Below are 20,901 nucleotides of genomic sequence, written 5' to 3'. Positions count from 1 at the left end.
ATGTCGAACCGGAATGGCTGCAAGGAGGCACAGATGCTCTCGTCACTGCACGATTTTGTCGCTCGCCTCGAACGGTTGGGGGAGGTGCAACCGGTGGAACACCCGGTGGCCACCCGGCTGGAGATCGCCGCCATCACCCGCCGCATCAGCCGTTATCCCAAGGGTGGGCCGGCCTTGTTGTTCCGGCAGCCGGACCAGTCCCCCTTCCCGGTGGTCACCAACCTGTTCGGCTCACGCCGCCGGATGCGGCTGGCTTTGGGGCTGGACCGGCTGGAAGATCTGACGCTTAATTTCAGCGCCCTGCTCCAATCGCTGCCGGTCAGCGGGCTGGACGGGCTGGGTGCGCTTGTGACCGATCACCCGGCGTTGGGACATTGCCGGCCTGTGGCGGTGCCCAACGGTCCTTGCCGCGAAGAACTGGTGTCAGGCGCCGACCTGCAGCAGCTGCCCTTTCTGCACAACTGGCCCGATGACGGCAGCGCCAGCGGCAGCGGTCAGTACATCACCCTGGGCCAGGTCTTCACCTGCCTGCCGGACGGCAGCCAGCCCAACTGCGGCATCTATCGTTGTCAGATCCACGATGCCCACACCCTGGCTATCCGCTGGCGCAGCGGCAGCGACGCCGCCCGTCATCATCAGGAGTACCAGCGGCGCGGTGAACGGATGCCGTTGGCGATCGTGCTGGGTGGGCCGCCGGCCCTGACCCTGGCTGCAGCCTGGCCCCTGCCGCCGGGACTGGATGAACTGCAGTTTGCCTGCTGGCTGCGGCAGACCACCCTGCCGGTGGTGGACTGTCTGCACGGCCCGTTGCGGGTGCCGGCTGAGGCCGAACTGGTGATCGAGGGCTTTGCCGAACCGGATCGTCCGTTGATCGAAGGCCCCTTTGGCAACCATACCGGCCGCTACGACCCGGCCGGTCCGGCCGCGCGGGTATCGGTGGTGCGTATCACCCGCCGTGAGGCGCCGCTTATGCCTGCCACGGTGGTGGGACCGCCGCCCCAGGAAGACTGCTGGATGATGCTGGGCTGGGAGCGGCTGCTGGCGGCTTTGCTGCCGCGGCTGGTGCCCGAGGTGCGCGACATCCACCTGCCGCTGCCCTGGGTCTTCCGTCAGAGCGCCGTGGTCTCCATTGCCAACCATGGGCCCCGTCAGGTGCGGCAGATCGTGCAGGCCCTGTGGGCGCTGCCCTGGTTTGCCAAGGCGCGGCTGCTGGTGCTGGTGGATGCCGAGCGGCAGCCCTACAGCCTGATGCAGACCGCCTGGTGCGTGGTGAACGACACCGACTGGGGTGATGACCTGATTACGGATGAAACCGGGCGTCGGCTGGCAGTCGATGCCACCTGCCGCCACTTGAGCGGGGAACGGCTCATCGATGACGCCACCGAGCAGATGATTAGCCAACGCTGGAAGGAGTACGGCCTGCCATGACCGCAGTACTGCACAAGATCACCATCTTCATGGAGATGATCAAGTTCTCCCACACCATCTTCGCACTGCCGTTTGCCCTGTCCGGGGCGCTGCTGGCGATCCGCGGCCTGCCCAGCGGACGGCAGCTGCTGTTCATCGTGCTGGCCATGGTGGGGGCACGCACGGCGGCCATGGCCATGAACCGCCTGATCGACGCCGAGATCGATGCCAGAAACCCGCGCACCGCCGGACGAGCCATCCCGGCCGGCTTGCTTTCCAAAGGTGCGGTGCTGTTTGCGATCCTGCTCTCGGTAGCACTTTTGCTCTGGTCAGCCGCCATGCTCAATCCGCTCTGCCTCAAGCTCTCGCCGGTTGCCCTGTTCTTTCTGGTGCTCTACTCCTACTGCAAGCGGTTCACCGCCCTGGCCCACGTCGTGCTGGGCATCTGCCTGGCAGCCGCGCCGATCGGCGCCTGGGTGGCCCTGACCGGCACCATCCAGCTGCCGGCCATCGTGCTGGGACTGCTGGTACTGTTCTGGGTGGCCGGTTTCGACATCCTCTATGCCTTGCAAGACCTGGACTACGACCGCTCCGTCGGCCTGCACTCCATCCCGGTGGCGCTGGGGGTCAGCGGTTCCCTCTGGCTGGCCCGCCTGTTTCACCTGCTGACCCTGGCGCTGCTGCTCTGGCTGATCGTCCTGCTGGGCCTGGGGCCCTGGTTCTGGCTGGGTAGCGCTGCCATGACTGCCATGCTGCTGTATGAGCACTGGCTGCTGCGTGGCGGTGATCTCAGCAAGCTGGACGCCGCCTTCTTCACCATGAACGGCTACATCAGTCTGACCTTCCTGGCCGCCACGTCAGCGGATGTTTTCTGGGGGGGGGGTAACCTGTGAGGATCGTTCTGGCCATTACCGGCGCATCGGGCGCCATCTACGGGTTGCGGCTGCTGGAGGAGCTGCTGCAGGCTGGACAGCGTGTTACCCTGGTGGCCAGCGCCAGCGGCCGCGAGGTCTGCCGTTTCGAGACCGGGGTGGCCTTGGATGCTGCCGATGACCTGAAACAGCGCTGGGGGCTGCCGGAGGCGGACCTGACCCTGCGCGGCGTGGACGATCTCTGGGCGCCGGAGGCCAGTGGTTCCGCCGCACCGGATGCGATGGTGATCGCCCCTTGCAGCATGGGCACGGTCGGGAGGATCGCCGCCGGTATCTCGGGCACCCTGATTGAGCGAGCCGCCGATGTGATGCTGAAAGAACGTCGACCTTTGTTGCTGCTGCCGCGGGAAACCCCCTTCTCCAGCATCCACCTGGAGAATCTGCTCAAACTGTCCCAGGCCGGGGCGCGGATCGTGCCGGCCATGCCGGCCTTCTATCAGAAGCCGGCAACCATGGAGGATCTGGTTGATTTCGTGGTGGGCAAGTTGCTGGATCAGCTGGGGATCGAGCACCGCCTGTTCAGGCGCTGGGGCAACTGACTAGCGCCAAACAACGACGGGCGGCCAATTGGCCGCCCGTTTCATGTTGTATGATCTGGTGCTGAGGAGCTACCCTTTCTGGGCCACCGCATCGGAGACCGCAGCCCCCAGGGCACGGCACTGCTCCAGCACCTCCGCCGTCGGGGTAAACACGGTGCGCACCGGCTCGGCCACCAGCTTGAGGCCCATTCCCTTCAGTCGTTCTTCAGCCATCTTACAGGCTTCGCCGCTCCAGCCGTAACTACCCAGTAGCGCCGCGGTGGTGGTCTTCAGCTTGACGGTGCTTAAGGCGGCCAGCACGTGCCACATCGGTGGCGGGATGTCGCGGGCCACGGTGGGGATGCCGAACACCAGGGCGTCGGCCTCTTCCATCAGGGTGCGGATTTCGTCATCGAGCATGCCGACGATATGGTGGCAGGCCACCTCGATGCCGTCCCTGGCTGCTCCCTCCACAAAGGCCTTGGCCATCTTTTCGGTGTTGCCGTGGGGCGAGAGATAGAGCAGCACCACTTTTTTGCCAAACGACGTGGGCTTGCTCCAGGCTTCGAACTGCTGGATCACCCGCCAGGGGTCCTTGCGGATGATCGGGCCGTGGCTGGGCAGCAGCATGTCGATCACGTCGTGGCGGATCTTCTCCACAGCGGAGAGTACCTTGTCCTTGAAGGGGCGGAAGATGCAGTCGAAGTAGAACTGGCGGGCTGAGGTGAAGTCCTCGGTTTCGTCGTTAAAGATATGCTTCGTGTCGCAGTAGTGTGCGCCGAAGGCGTCACAGGTGAACAGCAGGTTTTCCTCCTCCAGCCGGGTAAACATGGTGTCAGGCCAGTGCAGGAACGGGGCCATGATGAAGCGCAGGGTGCGGCCCCCCAACTCAATGGTGTCGCCATCTTTAACCACCTGTGATTGAAACGGCTTGTGGATCATGTTGGTGACAAAGTTCTTGCCGGCCTGGGTGGAGATCACCGTGGCGTTGGGGCACTGGTCCAGCAGGTAGGCCAGCGAACCGGAGTGGTCAGGCTCGGCGTGATTAACGATGATGTAGTCGATGGCAGCCGGGTCCACCAGCGAGCGGATCTTGTCCATGAACAGGTCGGTAAACTTGCCCTTGACCGTGTCGATCAGGGCGATCTTGTTGCTGCCCTTGATCAGGTAGCTGTTGTAGGTGGTGCCGTGTTCGGTGGGGAACAGGTCATCAAAGATACGCAGTTCGGGATGTAGCACGCCGACCCAGTGCAGGTCGGTCTTGATTTCGATAGTTCCAAGCATCGCTGCAACTCTCCTTGGTGGTCTATAGTTGATCATTTTAGTCTGCGTACTATAGCAAAGGCTCCCCCTGTATACAAGCGGCAATCGGCGGTTGTGGGCCCTCGGCCTTTCTGCTAAAGTGCCGTCAGTTCAGCTTTTTGCATCCATCGTCGTCAGGCAGTCTGGAGCCGTTTACATGCGTCAGAAAACCGTCTTTAGCTGCAGCCAGTGCGGCGCCCAATCCCCCAAATGGTTGGGTAAGTGTCCCGATTGCGGAGCCTGGAACAGTATGGCCGAAGAGCGCCAGTCGTCACCCAAGGCCGCCCAGGGTCGTGGTATGCTGAGTGCTGCCAAGAACAGCCCCATGCCGATCAGTCAGGTGCCGCCCCAGACCGAGGTGCGTCGCAGTTGCGGTATCAGCGAGCTGGACCGGGTGCTGGGGGGCGGGCTGGTGCCCGGTTCGCTGGTGCTGATCGGCGGCGACCCCGGTATCGGAAAATCGACCTTGCTCTTGCAGGCCATGCAGCACCTGGCCGGCCAGGGGCCGGTGTTGTACGTCTCCGGTGAGGAATCGGCGGCCCAGACCCGGCTGCGGGGTGAGCGTCTGGGGGTGGATGCTTCCAACCTGCTGGTGCTGGCCGAAAACTCCCTGGAGGAGATCATTGCCCAGGTGGAGCAGCACAAGCCCCAGGCGTTAGTGGTGGACTCGATCCAGACCGTCTGGACCCAGGCGCTGGAGTCGGCGCCGGGTAGTGTCAGCCAGGTCCGTGAGTCGGCCGGGCGGCTGATGATGCTGGCCAAGGGCAGCAACCTGCCGGTCTTTCTGGTGGGGCACGTTACCAAGGACGGCTCCCTGGCCGGTCCCCGGGTGTTGGAACATATGGTGGACACGGTGCTCTACTTTGAGGGGGACCGCGGCCACCCCTACCGTATCCTGCGGGCGGTCAAGAACCGCTTCGGCTCCACCAACGAGATCGGTGTCTTTGAGATGAAGGCCGGCGGTCTGGCCGAGGTGGCCAATCCCTCGGAACTGTTTCTGGCCGAGCGACCGCTGGACGCCCCCGGCTCGGTGGTGACCGCTTCGCTGGAGGGCAGCCGTACCTTGCTGGTGGAGATCCAGGCCCTGGTATCCCCCAGCGCCTACGGCACACCCCGCCGCACCACTATCGGCGTGGACAGTAACCGCTTGGCCCTGCTGGTGGCGGTGCTGGAGAAAAAGGCCGGGCTGCATCTGGCCGGTCAGGACATCTTCCTCAATGTGGCCGGCGGTGCCCGTCTGTCGGAGCCGGCCGCAGATCTGGCGATCCTGCTGGCGGTGGCCTCTTCCCATCTGGACCGTCCGGTGGACCCGCAGACCGTGGTCTTCGGCGAGGTGGGACTGGCCGGTGAGGTGCGGGCCGTGACGCAACCGGAGCCACGTCTGGCCGAGGCAGAGAAGCTGGGCTTTAAAAACTGCCTGCTGCCGGCGGCGCACCTCAAGCGACTTACCCCGACCGCCATCGGCTGCCAGGGCGCATCCAGCGTGCAGGAGGCGCTGCAACTCTTGTCCTGATGCACTTTTTGCTGGACTTGCCAGGGTTCACCCGATAAAATCACGCAGTTTTAGACTCCTGCAGTGAGGAGAGCTATGGACGCCGAAAAACGAGAACTATACCGCCAGCTGCTGCTGGACGAGATGAAGGGTTTGTTGTCCGAGGCTGACAAGACCGTCCACGAGATGGCTGATGATGCCGCGCACTTCCCCGATCCTACCGACCGCGCAACGCAGGAATCAGACCGCACCTTCGAGTTGCGGATACGTGACCGCGAGCGCAAGCTGGTCAACAAGATCAGGGAAGCCCTTGAGCGGCTTGACGACGACACCTTCGGCATCTGCGAGGAGTGCGGCGAAGAGATCGGCGAGGGACGTCTGAAGGCACGACCGGTTACTACGCTCTGTATCAACTGCAAAATGGAAGCAGAAGAGAAGGAAAAGCGGCTCTGATTGCACGACGCCGGTTGCTCCGGCGTCAAACCTCTCCAGGTATCCGGTATGGTTCCCACTTCTCCTACAGATGCCTCCGTTGATGATAGCCGCCAGCACTCCTGTGCCGGTGCCTTGTCATTATTATCCCTGTTCAGCTCCACTCTGCTTTCCACTAACCGCCTCAACAAGCTGCTGCACCTGTTTCTGTCTGCCCTGGTCCACCGTAACAACACCCTGTTCGGTCGCGCCATGCTGTTCCTGCACAACGAAAAGACCGGCGTGCTGCAAGGCATGCTGGGAGTTGAACAGGCTGACGCTGCTGGATTGCAGGTGGTGGGGGGCGATCCGGCCAACCCGCTCACCGGCCACTGGGAGCTGGACGATGGACAGATTGCCCGTCAGTGGCAGAGCAGCTACTGCAATGCTGTTCGTTCGCTGCGGATCGACCTGGGGGACGAGGGCTGCCGCGTCGTGTCTCAAGCGCTGCACCAGCGCCAGCTTACCCACGTCACCGAGGTCGACTGCCAGAACTGCGCCGAGTGCGGCTTCATCAAGCGCTTTTCCATCTCATCATTTGCCGCTGCACCGCTGATCTCGCGCAACCGCACCCTGGGGGTGGTGATCGTTGATGTCCCTGGTGCCAATCACGCCATCTCCAACGAACGGCTGCAGCTGTTGCAGCTGTTTGCCAGTCAGGCCGGCATGGCCATCGATAACTCGCAGCTCTACCGCAACCTGGAAGAGGCCCACGCCGAGCTGCGTGAGAGCCGCCAGCGGCTGGTGCACTCCGCCCACCTGGCTGCCATCGGTGAGATGGCAGCCTCAATTTCCCATGAACTCAAGACGCCGCTGGTCACTATCGGTGGTTTTGCCGCCCGTCTACGCAAACTGCTGCCTGAAGCGACCCCTGAGCAGCAGTGTCTGGATACCATCATCAGTGAAGCCCAGCGGCTGGAACGGATGCTGGCCGATATCCTGGCCTACTCCCGCAAGCCCACCATCTGCTACAACCGCTGTGATCTGCGGGCAGTGCTGCAGGAATGTCTTGACGACTACGCCGCCTCCCTGACCGAGCGCAGTATTGAGCTCAAGGCCAGTCTGCCGGCAGGCTACTGGGAGGTGTTGGGCGATGCCCACCAGCTCAAGCAGGTCTGCATCAATCTGCTGGTCAATGCCCAGGAGGCCATGCGCCAGGGTGGCACCCTGACCGTTATGCTCGATGACGTTGAGCAGGGCGACCAGGTCAATGCCCGTATCAGGGTTGAAGACACCGGCGGCGGCATCCCCGAAGAGGACCTGAGCAAGGTCTTTGCGCCGTTCTTTACCACCAAAAACCACGGTACCGGTCTTGGGTTGCCGATCGTCAGCCGGATCGTGCAGAATCATGGTGGATCGCTCAGGGCCGCCAATGGCGAGCGGGGGGCGGTCTTCACCGTACTGCTGCCGCTGGCCGACTGCCAGAACGGTACCGTGTAAGGGGCTGTAGCTCAGTTGGGAGAGCGGTACGTTCGCAACGTACAGGCCGTCGGTTCGATCCCGATCAGCTCCACCACAAGCAACAGGAGGGCTGGCGCACTGCGCCAGCCCTCCTGTTGCTTGTGGAGCATCGTTAAACTGTAGTTGGTGTCAGGTCATCAGCTCAGTGCTCACGGTAGCCCAACACCACCAGGATGCAACTGTGATCGGCGATTACGTTGATGCCGGCCTGTTTGCAGCGCTCGACCGCCACGGCGCTTTCGGCGCCCGGCTGCATCCAGATGCTGGTGATACCCTTGGCAATGGCTGCCTCCACCACCTTTTCGGTAACCTGGGGCGGGGTGATCACCGAGATACTCTTGACGGTGTCCGGCAGGTCGGCCACGCCGGCCACACAGGGTAGGCCCTCGATGCTGGCAGCCTTGGGGTTAACCGGTACCACCGTCTTGTTGTTGTCCAGATAGCAGCGCAGTACCTTGTTGCCGTACTTGCTGCGGTCTTCCGACGCGCCGACCACGCCGAAGGCGGGGGATTGGAAAAAGGTCTCAATGGCTGGTGTCATGCTTGGCTCCTTTGTAGCGGCAATCAGCCCCTTGCGCTGGGGGCACAGTTGCCGTATTCTGCGACAATGAGTTCATTTACCACGATTAGCGACAAAGTGAAAGCCGGCCAGCGACTCAGCGAAGACGACGCCCTGGCCCTCTACGCCTCTAACGACCTGCTTGCCATCGGCGAGTTGGCTGCCCTGGCCAATGAGCGGAAAAACGGCCGCAACGTCTATTTCAACGTCAACCGACACATCAACCCCACCAACATCTGTGTCAACCGCTGCGCTTTTTGTGCCTTCTCCCGCACCGGTAACGAGGCCGACGCCTATACCCTGACCCGTGACGAAATGGTGCGCCGGGCGGTGGAGGCCCGCTCGCAGGGGGCCACCGAGGTTCATCTGGTGGGTGGTCTGCACCCTGATCTCTCCTTTGGGTTTTATCTGGAGCTGTTGGCTGCCATCCATTCTGCTGCGCCGGAGCTACATATCAAGGCCTTTACCGCGGTGGAGATCGATTGGTTTGCCAGCATCAGCGGTCTGAGCGCGCAGCAGGTGCTTAAGCAACTGATGGCGTCTGGCCTGGGGTCGATGCCCGGCGGTGGTGCCGAGATCCTGGTAGAGCAGGTGCGGCAACAGATCTGCCCGGAGAAGATCAGCGGTCAACGCTGGTTGGAGGTACATCGTCTGGCCCACCAGAACGGCCTGAAGACCAACTGCACCATGCTCTATGGCCACCTGGAGAACCATGCCGACCGGGTGCGCCACATGGCGCTGCTACGGGAGCTGCAGGATGATACCGGCGGTTTCCAGGTCTTTATCCCCCTGGCCTGGCAGCCGGAAAACTCGCCGCTCAAGCTGGACATAAAGGGAACCTCAGGTCTGGACGATCTGAAGACCCTAGCCATCAGCCGTCTGTTTCTGGATAACATCCCCCATATCAAGGCCTACTGGGTGATGCTGGGCGAGAAGATCGCCCAGGTGGCGCTGGCTTTCGGGGTGGACGACCTGGACGGCACCGTGGTTGATGAGAAGATCGGCCACGACGCCGGCGCCCGTTCGCCTCAGCATCTTTCTCTTGATCGTCTGATTCGTCTGATCCGTCTGGCAGGCAAGACCCCGGTGGAGCGGGACACCCTGTACCGGCCGTTGCGTAGTTTCTAGTTGTGTCCTGACATAGGTTTTTTCGGCAGCCCTGAGATCGTCTCAGGGCTGTTTTTGTTTGTAGGATGAGGGGGGCGTGAGGCAGCCTCAGTCGGGCAGGCTCACGCCCCTTTTGTTGCGCCAGGCAGGTGGTGACCGGATTGCCGCTGGCGGGCCGATCGCTCAACCGTTATGACCACAGCATGCCATTTCACCCATTGACCTACCTATAAATTAGGCGTAAAAACATAGCGTATTTACTGTACCTATTATAAAGGGGCAAACATATGGCGGAAACGGCCCGTAAATTGAACTTTATGATCAGCCATGATGTGGCCAATGAGCTGGAATCATTGGTGCCGCATGGTCAGCGCAGCAAGGTGGTGTCGGAGGCGATTCGAAAAGAATTGGTGCGTTTTAAGCGCTGGAAATTAACGGAAAAGCTGCTGGCTATCCGGTCTGAGGCACCTCAAACCAGTGCGCAGACAATTGAAAAAGCCATCTCGGCTGATCGACGGCGAGGATGATATGGAGCAGCTTTATGTGCCTGATGCAACCGTTATCATAAAATGGGCCGTGCCGCCGACTGAGACCAAGCAGCAGGACCGTTCTCTGGATCTGCTGCAACTCTGGCTGGAGGGCGGATGCCGATTTTTGCTGCCGCCTCACTGGTTGACAGAGGTCGGCAGCCTGCTACTGCAGCACTACCCGCAACGAGCTGCTGACCTGCTGGAACTGTTGAGCGGCTTTGATTTTCCTGAGGTAGCCAACAGTGCGACGCTGCACCGCACCGCGCTTCGTCTGGCGGATAGCCAAGGCGTCAGTTATTACGGCGCATGCTATCAGGCGGTTGCCCAGCTGCATGGCGGTATCCTGATTACCGCCAACAGCGCCTACTGGCGTAAGGCAAAGGCATCGGGGTCTGTGCTGCAGCTAAAGGATTTTAAAACGTCCTGATATGCAAGCGCCACCTGGCACTGACAGCAATCCGATCAGAGGATTACAACCTGATCTGTTCATGCATAGGCTGCGTAGGATGCAACAGCTTTTTGCTGTCTACGCTGCCACCAGTCCAGCACCGTTGCCCAGCACCAGGCTGGTGATCACGCCTGAGGTTCGTCATCAAAGTGAGCTGTACCTGCCGATCGACCAGATCAGGCGACTGTTCTATCATTATTACAGAGCCAGTCTTCGCCATTCCCCACTGCTTGCCAGTACCCCCTTTCATGAGGCTTTAAGTTGGGCTGATTGCTTCTCGCAGTTGCCGCAGTGGTGTCAGTGCAGTGCCGACCCGGCTCGCCTGCTGCAGCGGCTGCTGAATGATGCCGAGCTGCATGAACGGTTCATCTACGCCAGTTTTTTGCCGTTACGCTACAATGGCCCGGGTTTTGGACGTTATCCCGCGCAGCGATCGTGGCTTGAGAGGTGGTTTGTTGAGACAGATCACCAGGGTGCAGCACCTGTACGCTGTCTGGATGCGGCCTGCGGTAGTGGTGAGGGCAGTTGGGAGTTGGCTGAGCTGGCCAGTGTGTCCGGCTGGCAACCGCAGCAGCTACAGATCGCCGGTTGGACCCTGGACCCATTGGAGGTGTACGCAGCCACCAGCCGCTACCTGCCCCATCTGCCGCAGCATCAGACTGTGTACCGTCAGCGAACGTGCTCGCTGGTTGTCCAGGGCTGGCACCATCAACTGCACTTTCAGGCTGTGGATCTGTTGCGTGATGACTGGCCTGCAGGCTGTTTTGATCTGATTATCTGTAATGGTCTGCTGGGCGGACCAATGCTGCATGAGGCTGCTGCACTTCAGCGGGTGGTTGCTGGGCTGGCTGGACGATTGCGGCCAGGGGGCTGGCTGCTGGCTGCCGACCATTTTCATGGCGGCTGGCATAGGCAGGTCGGCAGTGCGCAGCTGGTCGACCAGTTCAGACAGTCAGGGCTGGTGGTGGAACAGGCCGGTGAGGGGATCGCCGGCAGAAGGAAAGGATGAATCGCCTGCAGTACACAGGTCTGGTACGCAAAAAGGCCCTGGAATATCCAGGGCCTTTCATTTTTAACTGGTTGGGTGTGGTTAGAAACGGATCAGCAGACCGCCCCAGGATAGGCCACCGCCAAAGCCCATCACCAGCACCAGCTGGCCCGGCTTAATCGTGCCGTTGCGCCGGAATTCGTCAAAGGCGAGACCAACCGAAGCAGCGGCGGTGTTGCCGTACTTCTGCAGGTTGACCAGAAACTTTTCCTTGGGGATATGGTTCTTCTTCGAAACCGAGTCGATGATCCGCAGGTTGGCCTGGTGCGGGATCAGCCAGTCCAGCTGGTCAGGAGTGATGCCGGCCTGGTCACAGACGGTCTGAATCAGCTCGGGTATTGCCTCGGTGGCGAAGACGTAGACCTGTTTGCCAGCCATGTAAAAGGTGTTTTCCTTGGCGGCGATGGTCTCGGCGGTGACCGGCTTGCGTGAGCCGGAGGAAGGTACCTGGATCAGGGGCCAGCCGTTGCCGTCGGAACGGATGAAGGTCTGCTGGATGCCGGTTTCACCCTCACCGGCCCGCAGAATGACAGCAGCAGCACCGTCGCCGAACAGGGGGCAGGTGGTTTTGTCCTCAAAGTTAAGGATTTTTGAGTACGTGTCGGCACCGATCACCAGGGCGGTCCTGGCCTTGCCGGCCCGGATGAAGCTGTCGGCGGTGTCCATCGAAAAGACAAAACTGCCGCAGACCGAGTTCAGGTCGAAGGCAAAGGCGTTTTGGGCACCGATCTCTTTTTGAACCATACAGGCCGTGGCCGGCAGGATCATATCCGGAGTGGAGGTGCCCACCACGATGCAGTCGATCTCGCTGCCGTCGATGCCGGCATCGGCCAGGGCCGCCTTAGCGGCTCGCACCGCCAGGTCAGACGTGGACTCGTTTGGTGAGACAAAACGACGTTCTCGTATGCCGGTACGGGAGGAGATCCACTCATCAGCATCGTCGATCAGGTAAGAAAAGAAATCATTGCCGACCACTCGCTCAGGAAGGCCGGCACCACTGCCTATTATCTGTGACCGTATCATGGGGGCATAATGGCACAAACAAACGTCGTTTGTCAAAAATTAATCATTGGGCGGCGTGCGCAGGGCGCTGATCAGATCCACCAGCCCGAAGCCCCACACTGCCAGCAGGGCTGACAGTAGCAGCTTGGCCCACATGGAATACGGCTGGATCGCCTCCAGAACCTGTTGAGCGGTGACCGGCGTACCGCCGAGGTGGGCAGCGATCACCGGGGCGGAAATCTTCATCATGAAAAAGAGAGCTGCCAGGAGCAGCAGGTTGACCGCCATTACCAGCACGACGCCTTTAATCTTGCTCCCGAGGTAGATCTGGCCAGCGCCGGGCAGTATAAAGGCGTTTAGCAACAGGGCAATTACAACGCGTTTCATCATATTCCTCTCTGGGCCAGCAGATCGATCATCTCCTGGTGGATTAGGCCGTTGCTGGCCAGGATGCGGTGATTGCGAATCTGGTAGGGGCTGCCATCAAAGGCGGTAACCATGCCGCCCGCCTCCTGGATCAGCAGGGTGCCGGCCGCAACATCCCAGGGCTTGAGTTTGACCTCCCAGAAACCGTCCAGACGTCCGGCAGCCAGATAGGCCAGGTCCAGCGCGGCAGCACCGGCCCGGCGGATGCCGCGGGCCGCCTTTTGAAAACGGATGAAGCTGTCAAAATTGTTCTCTGGATCGGTCGCACAGTCGTAGGGGAAGCCGGTGCCCAGCAGCGATGCGGACAGGGGCGCATGTTGAGAAACTTTGAGCCGACGACCGTTCAGGAAGGCGCCGCCGCCAGCAGTGGCGGTGAACAGTTCGTCGGTGATCGGGTTGTAGATCACGCCCACCTGCAGCTGTCCATCGTACTCAAGGGCGATGGAACTGCAGAACCAAGGAAAACCGTGGGCGAAGTTGGTGGTGCCGTCGATCGGGTCGATGACCCAGCAGTGCTGACCGTCGCCGGCCGGGTAGCTGCCCTCTTCGGCCAGGATGCCGTGGGTGGGGAAGCGGTCCAGCAGCATGCCGACGATCAGGGCCTCGGAGGCGGTGTCCAGTTCGGTCACCAGGTCCTTGGCCCCTTTGAGGTCCACCGTAAAGTCGGTGGCAAAGCGCGAGCGTTGCAGCCGGCCGGCGGCCAGGGCGGCCTGAATGGCGGTATCAAGCAAGCGTGTGTCAGTCATGGTCAGCAGCATACCGGAACGGAAGGCCTTCAGTCAACCGGCCAGCAACGCATACATTTTGACTTTCAGGATGGAATCAGGCATAGTTTGCGGCGAATTTTCCAAAGGAATACCGCCATGATCCTGCTTGCCAACATACTGCGTGCCCTGTCGGTGATCGTCGAGATGGCCAATGGACTACTGACGCTCTACAAGTATGTCCTGATTGCCGCTGCGCTGATCTCATGGGTCAATCCCGACCCCTACAACCCGATCGTCAATTTTTTGCACCGGGCGACCGAGCCGGTGCTGCGGCGTATCCGCCGCTACATGCCCGATACCGGCGCCTTTGACCTGTCGCCCCTGGTGGCCTTTGCCCTGATCTATCTGCTGCAGATCGTGCTGCTGGACACCCTGTACCAGTACCTGTTCAATGCCAGCCTGAGCCTACGGCTGCGTTAATAAAGGAAAGAGCCATGACGATTACACCGCTGGATATTCAGCAGCAGCAGTTCAAGGGCAAGATGTTTGGCGGCCTTGACGCCGACGATGTGGATGCCTTTCTGCAGGCCGTGGCAGCCGAGATGGAGACGCTGCTGCGGGAGAATACCGAGCTGAAGGAGCAAGTTAACCGTCAGACCCGCGAGCTATCCGAGATGGCCGAGCGGGACAAGGAGCTGCGTGAAACCATGCTGGCGGCCCGTACCATCACCGAGGAGATGAAGGCCAACACCCAGAAGGAAGGTGAGCTGATCATCGCTGAGGCCCAGATGCAGGCCCGTCGTATGGTGGACGATGCCGAACGCACCGTGGCCGAATTACAGGTCAAGGTGCAGGATGTGCGGCGTCAGCGGTTGCAGTTTGAAATCGAGCTGAAGGGACTGCTGGATGCCCACGCCCGCCTGATCGAGCATGGCCGACAGGACTGAACTGCCCTGGCAGGAGCAGCCCGATGGTCTGCTGCTGCGGGTGGTGGTGCAGCCCAGGGCCTCTCGCAGTGAATTTTGCGGCATACAGGGTGATGAGCTCAAGCTGCGGCTGACCGCCCCGCCGGTGGATGGCGCGGCCAACGCCTGTTGCCAGGAATTTTTGGCCAAGCTGTTCCGGGTGGCCAAATCTGCGGTACGTATTGAAGCCGGCGAGAGCTCCCGGCATAAACGGATCAAGGTGCTGGGCGCCACGGCGGCCCAGCTCGAGCAGAAGCTTTCGTAACAGAGTACCCCCGTCTCCTCACGGAGCGGGGATTTTGGTTTAAGGAAAGGAAAAGATGATGCTGCTGGCTAAACATGGTGATCGGGTACGCGTTCACTACACCGGAACGCTTGAAGACGGATCAATTTTTGACTCTTCGGAGGAAACCCAACACGAAGGCTGCGGCTGCAGCTCAGGTGGCTGTGGGTCGGATTGCGGCAGCGAACCGCTGGAGTTTGTGATCGGCGAAGGCAACGTGATTCCCGGATTTGAGAAAGCGGTTGTCGGTCTGGCTGTGGGCAGCAGCACTACAGTAACCATCCCCTGCGACGAGGCCTATGGCCCCCGTCATGATCAGATGGTGGCGGTGGTCAATCGCAGCGAGCTGGGTGACGGGGTTGAGCCGATTGAGGGACAGCATCTGGAAGTGGTGCTACAGGATGGCAGCAGCATGCCGGTGCTGATCACCGAGGTAACCGACAGCAGCATCACCATCGATGCCAATCATCCCTTGGCTGGACGAGACCTGACCTTTGCTATTCGGTTAGTTGAAATAGTGTAACAACCCATCACAGATGCAAACGAACAAGGGCTGCCCAATCATCAGGGCAGCCCTTGTTCGTTTGAGATGAGCAACTAAGCGGTTCTATTTGCTGGCAGCAACGGTGGAGCCCACCGCCTCAACACTGTAATCCAAGGCCGTAGCCGGCGGGTTGATGATCACCAGCGTAAAGGGGATCGCCTTGCCGGGCGCCACCTCAAGATTTGCAAGGGAGTCGCCAAATTGGTTGTTCATGGCCGCCTCGATTTTTTCCCAGGGCATGCTGGTCAACTGTTCTCGGGTCAGCTGGTTGCCGGCGTAGGCCAGTTGGGTAACCACCGGCTCGTTGGTGTTGCTGAACAGGGTCGCCTTGACTTGCAGTGCTGCCCGGGGCTTGCTGAAGCTGTTCAAGGCTTCTCCGGTTATAATCAACAGATCGCCGGCCGCGGCCTTGTTCAGGTATGAAGCCTGCACTTGTTGAACGGTTATCTTGCCGTCTTCAACTTGGGCTTGCGTGCCGAAGAAAGGCGCTTGCTTGTCGCCAGTGCCCAGGAACAGATAGCCCATATAGCCCAAGGCACCCACCAGCAACAGGCAGGCAACGATGACCAGGGTTGAGGTAATCGGGCTTTGGATACGACGTGAGGCGATTGACAGCGGCGAAGCCTCGTCAGCGGCGTCTGCTTCAAAGCTGAAATCCATGCTTGCTGCCTGTTCTGGCGCAGCAACCGGGGCTGACGGCGTTTCTACGGTACCAAAATCAAACAGGCCACCACTGCCTTGGGTTGCGTTAGCTGGCATTGCAACGCTGGCGGCCTCGGTACCAAAGTCGAAATCACCCAGGCTGAAGCTGTCTGCAGCGGGAGCAGTGCCGCTGGGCTGTGCTGCGCCAAAGTCCATGCCTGAAAAATCCAGGCCGTCTGACGGTGCAGTAACCGATTGTGGTTCTACATCGCCAAAGCTGAATCCCAGGTCGTCACTATCGTTTGCTGCTGGCTGACGGGTGGCTGCCATCCCGCCAAAATCGGCGCCATCGAGGCTAAAGCTGTCGTCGGGCCTGGCAACACTGACGTCACCGAAATCAAAGCCGCCGAAGTCGATATCACCGCCCGGTGCAGCCGCGATCGCAGTCGGTTTGGTAGTGAAGTCGAAGCTGATGTTCTGTTGGGCAAGCGGTGACGCACTCACTTCACCGAAATCGAAGTTGATTGCCGGTGAGGGCTCAATCTCACGCCCCTGGGGCAACACTGTGCCGAAGTCAAGACCGCCGGCGGGCAGCGGCGGCGGCGTAGTGGCTGCCGGAGCCTGTTCGACATCAACATCGGCAAAGGAGACTTCGCCCAGATCAAAGGTCGGTGCAGCGGCGGCGATGGCTGCCCCTGAGGCGGCTTCTACAGCCGGCAGGGAACGTTCTTCGGGGGCTGCCGCACCGGGCTTCCGAACGGTGAACACGTGTCGGCATTTGGCGCAACGGACCTTGGCGCCACGCTCCGTCACCTTGTTGTCGTCAAGCTTGAACTTGGTCCGGCACTGCTCGCATTGGATGATCATCGCCAGCTCCGTTAAGCGGGTTGGTTGTCGCGCAGGCCTCGCAAGGCCGATAAAACAGCGATTTTGTATCAGAAAGGGGCAGTGGTGTCAATTTCTTATCCGTCGGACCGCCGCTGGCAGTGGGCAGCAATCGGGCATTTGCGGCATGTGGGGCCACTTTTGCCGCTGCAGCCCTCCGAGATGCCCAGGTGACAGATACTGAAATCGTATCTGATCGGATCATCCGGCGCCAAACGTCGTAGCCCGGCGGTGATCTCCAGCGCCATCCGCCAGTCAGGGGTGCGGCGGGTGGTCAGGCCCAACAACCGGCCGATCCGTTCGATGTGACGGTCCACCGGGATTACCAGTTGGCTTGGTCTGACCGTTGTCCAGAGTCCGAGGTCGATGCCGTCCGCCGGTCGCGCCACCCAGCGCAGAAACATGCAGCTACGTTTGCAGGCGCTGCCGCCTGCCGGAGCAGGAAACAGGAAGCGGAAGGAACTGTCGGCGTCAAGACCAGTGGGGCCGAACACCGTCCGGTAGTCAAGGTGTAACACGGCGGCGCTGAAGCCGTTCAGCCCTGCCTCGACGGTCTCAGCCCGAGGGTCGTGAAAGCGGGCGAAAAACCGCTCGATGCTGCCGGCCTGCTGACGCATCTGGCGGATGGCCCACAGTAGAGCCCGCAGATCGTCAGCACTGTTGAAGCGGTGCTTGAAGCCGGCAAAGGCTTCCGATTGCCGCAACGGCTCAAAGCGATCAACAAAGCGGGCCGGCGATCTGCCCAGCTGGTCGAAGATGCGTTCCAGGCTGCCCTTGATCACCGCCACGCTGCCGTAGGCAAAGACCGCGGCGATCAACGCCGTCACCTCGCGATCGGCTGGATCGGCATAGCGGTGACAGAACGAGAGCGGATCGTTGGCCAGGTGGCGCAGTGAACGCCCGGTGTAGAGGGCTTCAAGGGTGGCCTTGAGGGAACGGCCGGACACTACACCTCCGCCTCACGCAGGAACAGGGCGGCATCCTCCGGAGAGGTGGGGTTGATGTAGAAGCCGGTGCCCCACTCGAAGCCGGCGATGGAGGTTAGCCGCGGCACCAGCTCGATATGCCAGTGGTAATCGTACTCCAGCGAGCTCCAGAGGCCCGGCTTGCCTGGCCGCCGGTGCATCGGCGGGCAGGTATGCAGGATGAAGTTGTAGGGGGCGTCTTTGAGTACCAGCTTGACCCGCAGCAGCATGTCCCTGAGCGCCACCGCCAGTTCGGCCAGCTGGGCGTCGTTCATCAGGGCAAAGTCGTGGGCGTGCTGCTTCGGATACAGCTTGAGCTCAAAGGGAAAACTGGAGGCATAGGGAGCCAGGGTGACGTAGTTGGCAAACTCCCGCACAATCCGGCTGCCCTGTTCCAGCTCAAAGGCGATCAGGTCGCAGAACAGGCAGCGTTCCTTATCGGCATAGTGCTTGCGGCAGACCTTGAGCTCGGTGGCTGCCACCGGCGGCAGCATCGGCACGGCGATCAGCTGGCTGTGGGAATGGGCCAGGGTGGCGCCGGCCCGGGCGCCGTGGTTTTTGAACAGGATCATGTAGCGGAAGCGGAAGTCGCGCCGCAGGTCCAGTAGTCGCGTGCGCCAGGCGATCAGCACCTCGGTCAGCTCAGCCGGGGTCAGGTCGGCCATCGAACGCTCGTGGTCAGGTGTCTCGATAATCACTTCATGGGCGCCGATACCGTTCATCACGTCGTAGGGGCCGTAGCCGCGATTGTCCAGATCGCCCTCCACCCGCAGGGCTGGGTACTTGTTGGGGATCACCCGCACCTGCCAGTTGGCGGCGTTGGGCAGGCCGCTGGGGCGGCTGGCGTAGATCTCGGGAGGGGTCTTGTCCTCATTGCCGTAGCAGAACGGGCAGGAGGTCATCGGCAGCGCTTCCGGTTCGGTCTGGAAGTCCCGCGGCCGTCGTCCCCGCTCGGTGGCAATGATCACCCAGTGTAGTTTTAACGGGTCCCAACGTAGTTCAGACATGCAGTTCTCCTAAATCAACCAATCATTTGCCTCTAAGTCCGGCCCTTCATAGTTCAGCATCAGCGGCGCATCGGATGGCCAGCGGCCGATCTGTTCGGTGTCGCGGGTCAGGGTCAGCGAGGCGAACAGTTTGGCCCTCGGTTGCAGGCCGAGTGCCTCAAGCGGTATGGCCACTTCGCAGGTGCGGTCGATGGCCCAGCGGCAACAGGTGTTGGTGGGCACCCAGTTGCCGTTTTCCTTGGCCAGCAGCATCCCCTGGTTGGCGCTGCGTTGCATCGGCAGACGGTACTCGCGGTCGGCAATCAGGTGCAGCGCCAGCAGATCCGTCTCTTTCAAGAGCCGTGACAGATCCTGCATGCCGTCAATCCTGAAAAAGAGTGACTCGCGATTATAGCCCCAATAAAAGCCCTGCAGCATCCGGTCGGCAGAGTGCATGGCCGAGCCCTGGCGGGTCAGGTCGAACAGGCCGGCAGCCAGCCACTCGAAATAATCGCCCACCCGGCCGTTGATGGCCGGGGTGATGAAACCGGCCGGTTCCCGCACCAAACCGGCCGGGCTCTTCTTCTTGATCGGCTCCAGCAGTTTGGAGGGCGGATCAAGGCCCAGCAGCCGGTAGACGTTGGTCAGATGCTGGCGGAACAGGTGGTCGAAGCGGTCGCTGTGGGGCGAAAAGTGGTCATCGCCAAACCACCAGAACCAGTCGCTGCCCTCGGCAGCGTACAAGGAGGTACAGAGCATACGGGCCGTTTCGTCACCGTTGGTGCCGCAGGCCTGCAGGATATGGGCCGCCGCCGGATGATATTGGCTGACCGCCTGGCGGGCCTGGTGCAACAGGTCCCAGGCCAGGTTTTCTTCCGGGTGACCGATCCAGATGCCGTAGTTTGCGTTGATCCAGGAGCCGGGATGGATCCGGTGTAGTCGGCCTTCAAAGTTCGACCGCTCCAGCACCTCGCTGCAGGTGGTCAGCCGCAGGTCCTGGGCCTCGGCCAGGCCCGCGTAGAGGCCGGACAGGAAGTCGTAGGCGTTGTCGGGGTAGAACTCCCAGGCATTTTCACCATCCAGGATGACCGGGATCACCCGCCCTTCGCTGCCGATCTGCTGGTGGATCTGGCGTAGCCGGCCGCAAAAATCCAGCACCGCCCGGCTGGGGTCCCACTGGCTGTAGCTGAAGCCGATCAGGTCTGACAACCGATGGTCGCGGAAAAAGATGCCCAGGTCGCCGTGGCCGGTGGTGTAGCGCCAGGGCCGGTAGAGCCGTTCGTTGTGGTGGCCCAGTCCGCCGTCCAGGGATCTGGCCAGCACCTCTTCGTCGCTGGCCACCCAGGAAAGGCCGCACTCGGCGATGATCGAGAGCGCCTCATCGCTGACTGAACCCTCCGAGGGCCACATGCCGTGGGGGGTGATGCCCAGCACCTCTTTGAAGTAGGCCAGGCCGCGTCGGATCTGGGCGGCGGCGTCTTCCGGGTGGCGGAAGCGCTCCTGGGGCAGGGTCACCTTGGGCATCGCCTCGCGGGCCAGCTGGGTGTCGCATAACAGCGGCAGGATCGGATGGAAGTAGGGGGACAGGGACAGCTCGATTCGCCCCTGCTGGTGCAGCCGTTGGTAGAGCGGCAGAATCTCGTTCAGCAGACGCCGCTGCGTGGCAAACAAGAGCGCCAGGTCGTCGGCGCTGTACCCCTCGCCCTTCTCCAGCAGTTGGCGGAACTCAGGAAAACGGCGGCGGGCCGCCTCGCCGGTCCAGGCCAGGAAAAAGCAGACCTGCAGATCTCGCAGGTCCTGATCGCTGAAGTGGCGAATCCGCTCACGGGCCGAGCCCGGCTTGCCCTCGCCCGCCATGTACAAAAGCTCCAGGTAACGGCGGTGAGGTTCGATCATCCGCTGTCGGTTGGCGGAAAAGAAGTTTTCCAGCAGAAAGACCTTGTCATCGTCGTTCATGGTGGCCGGGTCCTGCTGGCCCTTGATCAGGAAACGATCCACCGCCGTGCCGGCGGCGTAATCCAGCAGCTGCTCGATCAGCGACGGCACCAGGTTGAAGACCGCCCGCGCCCCCGGCGTATCCTCCACGATGGCCGGCATGTCGTAGTAATCCTTGATGCCGTGCAGGTAGGTCCAGGGCAGCACGTATTCGTTCTGCACCGTATCCTTGTAGTACGGTTGGTGCATGTGCCAGATGAAGACCACATCGAGGGGCGCGCTCATC

Annotated in this window: 23 protein-coding genes and 1 tRNA gene; 15 read left to right on the top strand and 9 right to left on the bottom strand. The window is 61.3% G+C overall.

What is annotated here, in order from left to right; all coding sequences use genetic code 11:
- Positions 1–33 precede the first annotated feature (33 nt).
- From RBQ93_RS05810 to RBQ93_RS05800, 3 genes are read left to right on the top strand one after another with little or no spacing between them, the layout of a single operon-like run.
- On the top strand, positions 34–1,428 hold the full coding sequence (locus RBQ93_RS05810; RefSeq protein ID WP_320371112.1) for a UbiD family decarboxylase: 1,395 nt from the start codon (positions 34–36) through the stop codon (positions 1,426–1,428).
- Entirely contained in the window at positions 1,425–2,300 is an 876-nt protein-coding gene (locus tag RBQ93_RS05805) for a 4-hydroxybenzoate octaprenyltransferase (RefSeq protein WP_320371110.1), read from the top strand. The genes RBQ93_RS05810 and RBQ93_RS05805 overlap by 4 nt, the downstream gene beginning before the upstream one ends.
- A complete protein-coding gene (locus RBQ93_RS05800) occupies positions 2,297–2,878 on the top strand; it encodes a flavin prenyltransferase UbiX (RefSeq protein ID WP_320371109.1) in 582 nt (193 codons plus the stop codon). The genes RBQ93_RS05805 and RBQ93_RS05800 overlap by 4 nt, the downstream gene beginning before the upstream one ends.
- A gap of 69 nt (positions 2,879–2,947) precedes the next feature.
- Here the strand turns inward: RBQ93_RS05800 and RBQ93_RS05795 are convergent, their stop codons facing one another.
- Entirely contained in the window at positions 2,948–4,141 is a 1,194-nt protein-coding gene (locus RBQ93_RS05795; RefSeq protein WP_320371108.1) for an FprA family A-type flavoprotein, read from the bottom strand.
- Between the two features lie 175 nt (positions 4,142–4,316).
- On the opposite strand from RBQ93_RS05795, the gene radA reads away from it, so the two are divergent.
- From radA to RBQ93_RS05775, 4 genes are all read left to right on the top strand, one after another.
- The gene (gene radA, locus RBQ93_RS05790; RefSeq protein ID WP_320371107.1) at positions 4,317–5,672 is read left to right on the top strand and encodes a DNA repair protein RadA; all 1,356 of its coding nucleotides are present in this window, start codon (positions 4,317–4,319) and stop codon (positions 5,670–5,672) included.
- A 75-nt stretch (positions 5,673–5,747) separates the two neighbouring features.
- Positions 5,748–6,104: an RNA polymerase-binding protein DksA gene (gene dksA / locus RBQ93_RS05785; protein ID WP_320371106.1), complete on the top strand. Its 357-nt coding sequence runs from the start codon at positions 5,748–5,750 to the stop codon at positions 6,102–6,104.
- 48 nt (positions 6,105–6,152) lie between these two features.
- Positions 6,153–7,562: a GAF domain-containing sensor histidine kinase gene (locus tag RBQ93_RS05780; RefSeq protein WP_320371105.1), complete on the top strand. Its 1,410-nt coding sequence runs from the start codon at positions 6,153–6,155 to the stop codon at positions 7,560–7,562.
- A tRNA-Ala gene (locus tag RBQ93_RS05775) sits at positions 7,563–7,638 on the top strand.
- A gap of 87 nt (positions 7,639–7,725) precedes the next feature.
- Here RBQ93_RS05775 and RBQ93_RS05770 read toward each other — a convergent pair.
- Positions 7,726–8,124, bottom strand: coding sequence for a CoA-binding protein (locus RBQ93_RS05770; protein ID WP_320371104.1), 399 nt, complete (start codon positions 8,122–8,124; stop codon positions 7,726–7,728).
- Between the two features lie 66 nt (positions 8,125–8,190).
- On the opposite strand from RBQ93_RS05770, the gene mqnE reads away from it, so the two are divergent.
- The 4 genes from mqnE to RBQ93_RS05750 all read left to right on the top strand — a co-directional run bounded on the left by mqnE (position 8,191) and on the right by RBQ93_RS05750 (position 11,236).
- Positions 8,191–9,270, top strand: a complete 1,080-nt coding sequence (mqnE, locus tag RBQ93_RS05765; RefSeq protein ID WP_320371102.1) for an aminofutalosine synthase MqnE — start codon at positions 8,191–8,193, stop codon at positions 9,268–9,270.
- A gap of 266 nt (positions 9,271–9,536) precedes the next feature.
- Entirely contained in the window at positions 9,537–9,776 is a 240-nt protein-coding gene (locus tag RBQ93_RS05760; RefSeq protein WP_320371101.1) for a hypothetical protein, read from the top strand.
- Positions 9,777–9,792: 16 nt separating this feature from the next.
- Complete coding sequence (locus RBQ93_RS05755) at positions 9,793–10,206, top strand: type II toxin-antitoxin system VapC family toxin (protein WP_320371100.1); 414 nt, start codon at positions 9,793–9,795, stop codon at positions 10,204–10,206.
- 79 nt (positions 10,207–10,285) lie between these two features.
- Positions 10,286–11,236, top strand: a complete 951-nt coding sequence (locus RBQ93_RS05750; protein ID WP_320371099.1) for a class I SAM-dependent methyltransferase — start codon at positions 10,286–10,288, stop codon at positions 11,234–11,236.
- Positions 11,237–11,317: 81 nt separating this feature from the next.
- Here RBQ93_RS05750 and RBQ93_RS05745 read toward each other — a convergent pair whose 3' ends face one another.
- From RBQ93_RS05745 to RBQ93_RS05735, 3 genes are read right to left on the bottom strand one after another with little or no spacing between them, the layout of a single operon-like run.
- On the bottom strand, positions 11,318–12,298 hold the full coding sequence (locus tag RBQ93_RS05745; RefSeq protein WP_320371098.1) for a beta-ketoacyl-ACP synthase III: 981 nt from the start codon (positions 12,296–12,298) through the stop codon (positions 11,318–11,320).
- Positions 12,299–12,337: 39 nt separating this feature from the next.
- Positions 12,338–12,664, bottom strand: coding sequence for a hypothetical protein (locus RBQ93_RS05740; protein WP_320371097.1), 327 nt, complete (start codon positions 12,662–12,664; stop codon positions 12,338–12,340).
- Positions 12,664–13,449: an inositol monophosphatase family protein gene (locus RBQ93_RS05735; protein ID WP_320371096.1), complete on the bottom strand. Its 786-nt coding sequence runs from the start codon at positions 13,447–13,449 to the stop codon at positions 12,664–12,666. Before RBQ93_RS05735 ends, RBQ93_RS05740 begins: the two co-directional genes overlap by 1 nt.
- Positions 13,450–13,566: 117 nt before the next feature.
- Between RBQ93_RS05735 and RBQ93_RS05730 the strand changes: the two genes are divergently transcribed.
- The 4 genes from RBQ93_RS05730 to RBQ93_RS05715 are packed head-to-tail and all read left to right on the top strand — an operon-like array spanning position 13,567 to position 15,181.
- Positions 13,567–13,890 carry a YggT family protein gene (locus tag RBQ93_RS05730; protein ID WP_320371094.1) on the top strand — a complete coding sequence of 108 codons (324 nt, stop codon included), beginning with the start codon at positions 13,567–13,569 and terminating at the stop codon, positions 13,888–13,890.
- A 14-nt stretch (positions 13,891–13,904) separates the two neighbouring features.
- The gene (locus tag RBQ93_RS05725) at positions 13,905–14,357 is read left to right on the top strand and encodes a DivIVA domain-containing protein (RefSeq protein ID WP_320371093.1); all 453 of its coding nucleotides are present in this window, start codon (positions 13,905–13,907) and stop codon (positions 14,355–14,357) included.
- A complete protein-coding gene (locus tag RBQ93_RS05720; protein ID WP_320371091.1) occupies positions 14,341–14,640 on the top strand; it encodes a DUF167 family protein in 300 nt (99 codons plus the stop codon). Before RBQ93_RS05725 ends, RBQ93_RS05720 begins: the two co-directional genes overlap by 17 nt.
- A gap of 58 nt (positions 14,641–14,698) precedes the next feature.
- Positions 14,699–15,181 carry an FKBP-type peptidyl-prolyl cis-trans isomerase gene (locus RBQ93_RS05715; RefSeq protein WP_413818359.1) on the top strand — a complete coding sequence of 161 codons (483 nt, stop codon included), beginning with the start codon at positions 14,699–14,701 and terminating at the stop codon, positions 15,179–15,181.
- An 84-nt stretch (positions 15,182–15,265) separates the two neighbouring features.
- On the opposite strand, the gene RBQ93_RS05710 is transcribed toward RBQ93_RS05715, so the two are convergent.
- The 4 genes from RBQ93_RS05710 to RBQ93_RS05695 form a co-directional block, all read right to left on the bottom strand.
- Positions 15,266–16,711: a DUF3426 domain-containing protein gene (locus RBQ93_RS05710; protein ID WP_320371089.1), complete on the bottom strand. Its 1,446-nt coding sequence runs from the start codon at positions 16,709–16,711 to the stop codon at positions 15,266–15,268.
- 95 nt (positions 16,712–16,806) lie between these two features.
- Positions 16,807–17,676 carry a TIGR02757 family protein gene (locus RBQ93_RS05705; protein WP_320371088.1) on the bottom strand — a complete coding sequence of 290 codons (870 nt, stop codon included), beginning with the start codon at positions 17,674–17,676 and terminating at the stop codon, positions 16,807–16,809.
- The gene (gene galT / locus RBQ93_RS05700) at positions 17,676–18,701 is read right to left on the bottom strand and encodes a galactose-1-phosphate uridylyltransferase (protein ID WP_320371087.1); all 1,026 of its coding nucleotides are present in this window, start codon (positions 18,699–18,701) and stop codon (positions 17,676–17,678) included. The genes RBQ93_RS05705 and galT overlap by 1 nt, the downstream gene beginning before the upstream one ends.
- A gap of 9 nt (positions 18,702–18,710) precedes the next feature.
- Positions 18,711–20,900 (bottom strand): glycoside hydrolase family 57 protein, encoded by a 2,190-nt coding sequence (locus RBQ93_RS05695; RefSeq protein ID WP_320371086.1) that lies wholly within the window; start codon positions 20,898–20,900, stop codon positions 18,711–18,713.
- Position 20,901 lies beyond the last annotated feature (1 nt).

Origin of the sequence: Trichlorobacter sp. (assembly GCF_034008105.1) — a bacterium.
Taxonomy (GTDB): domain Bacteria; phylum Desulfobacterota; class Desulfuromonadia; order Geobacterales; family Pseudopelobacteraceae; genus Trichlorobacter.
The sequence above is the reverse complement of the archived record's forward strand: the minus strand, read 5'-3'. Positions and strand labels throughout refer to the sequence as shown.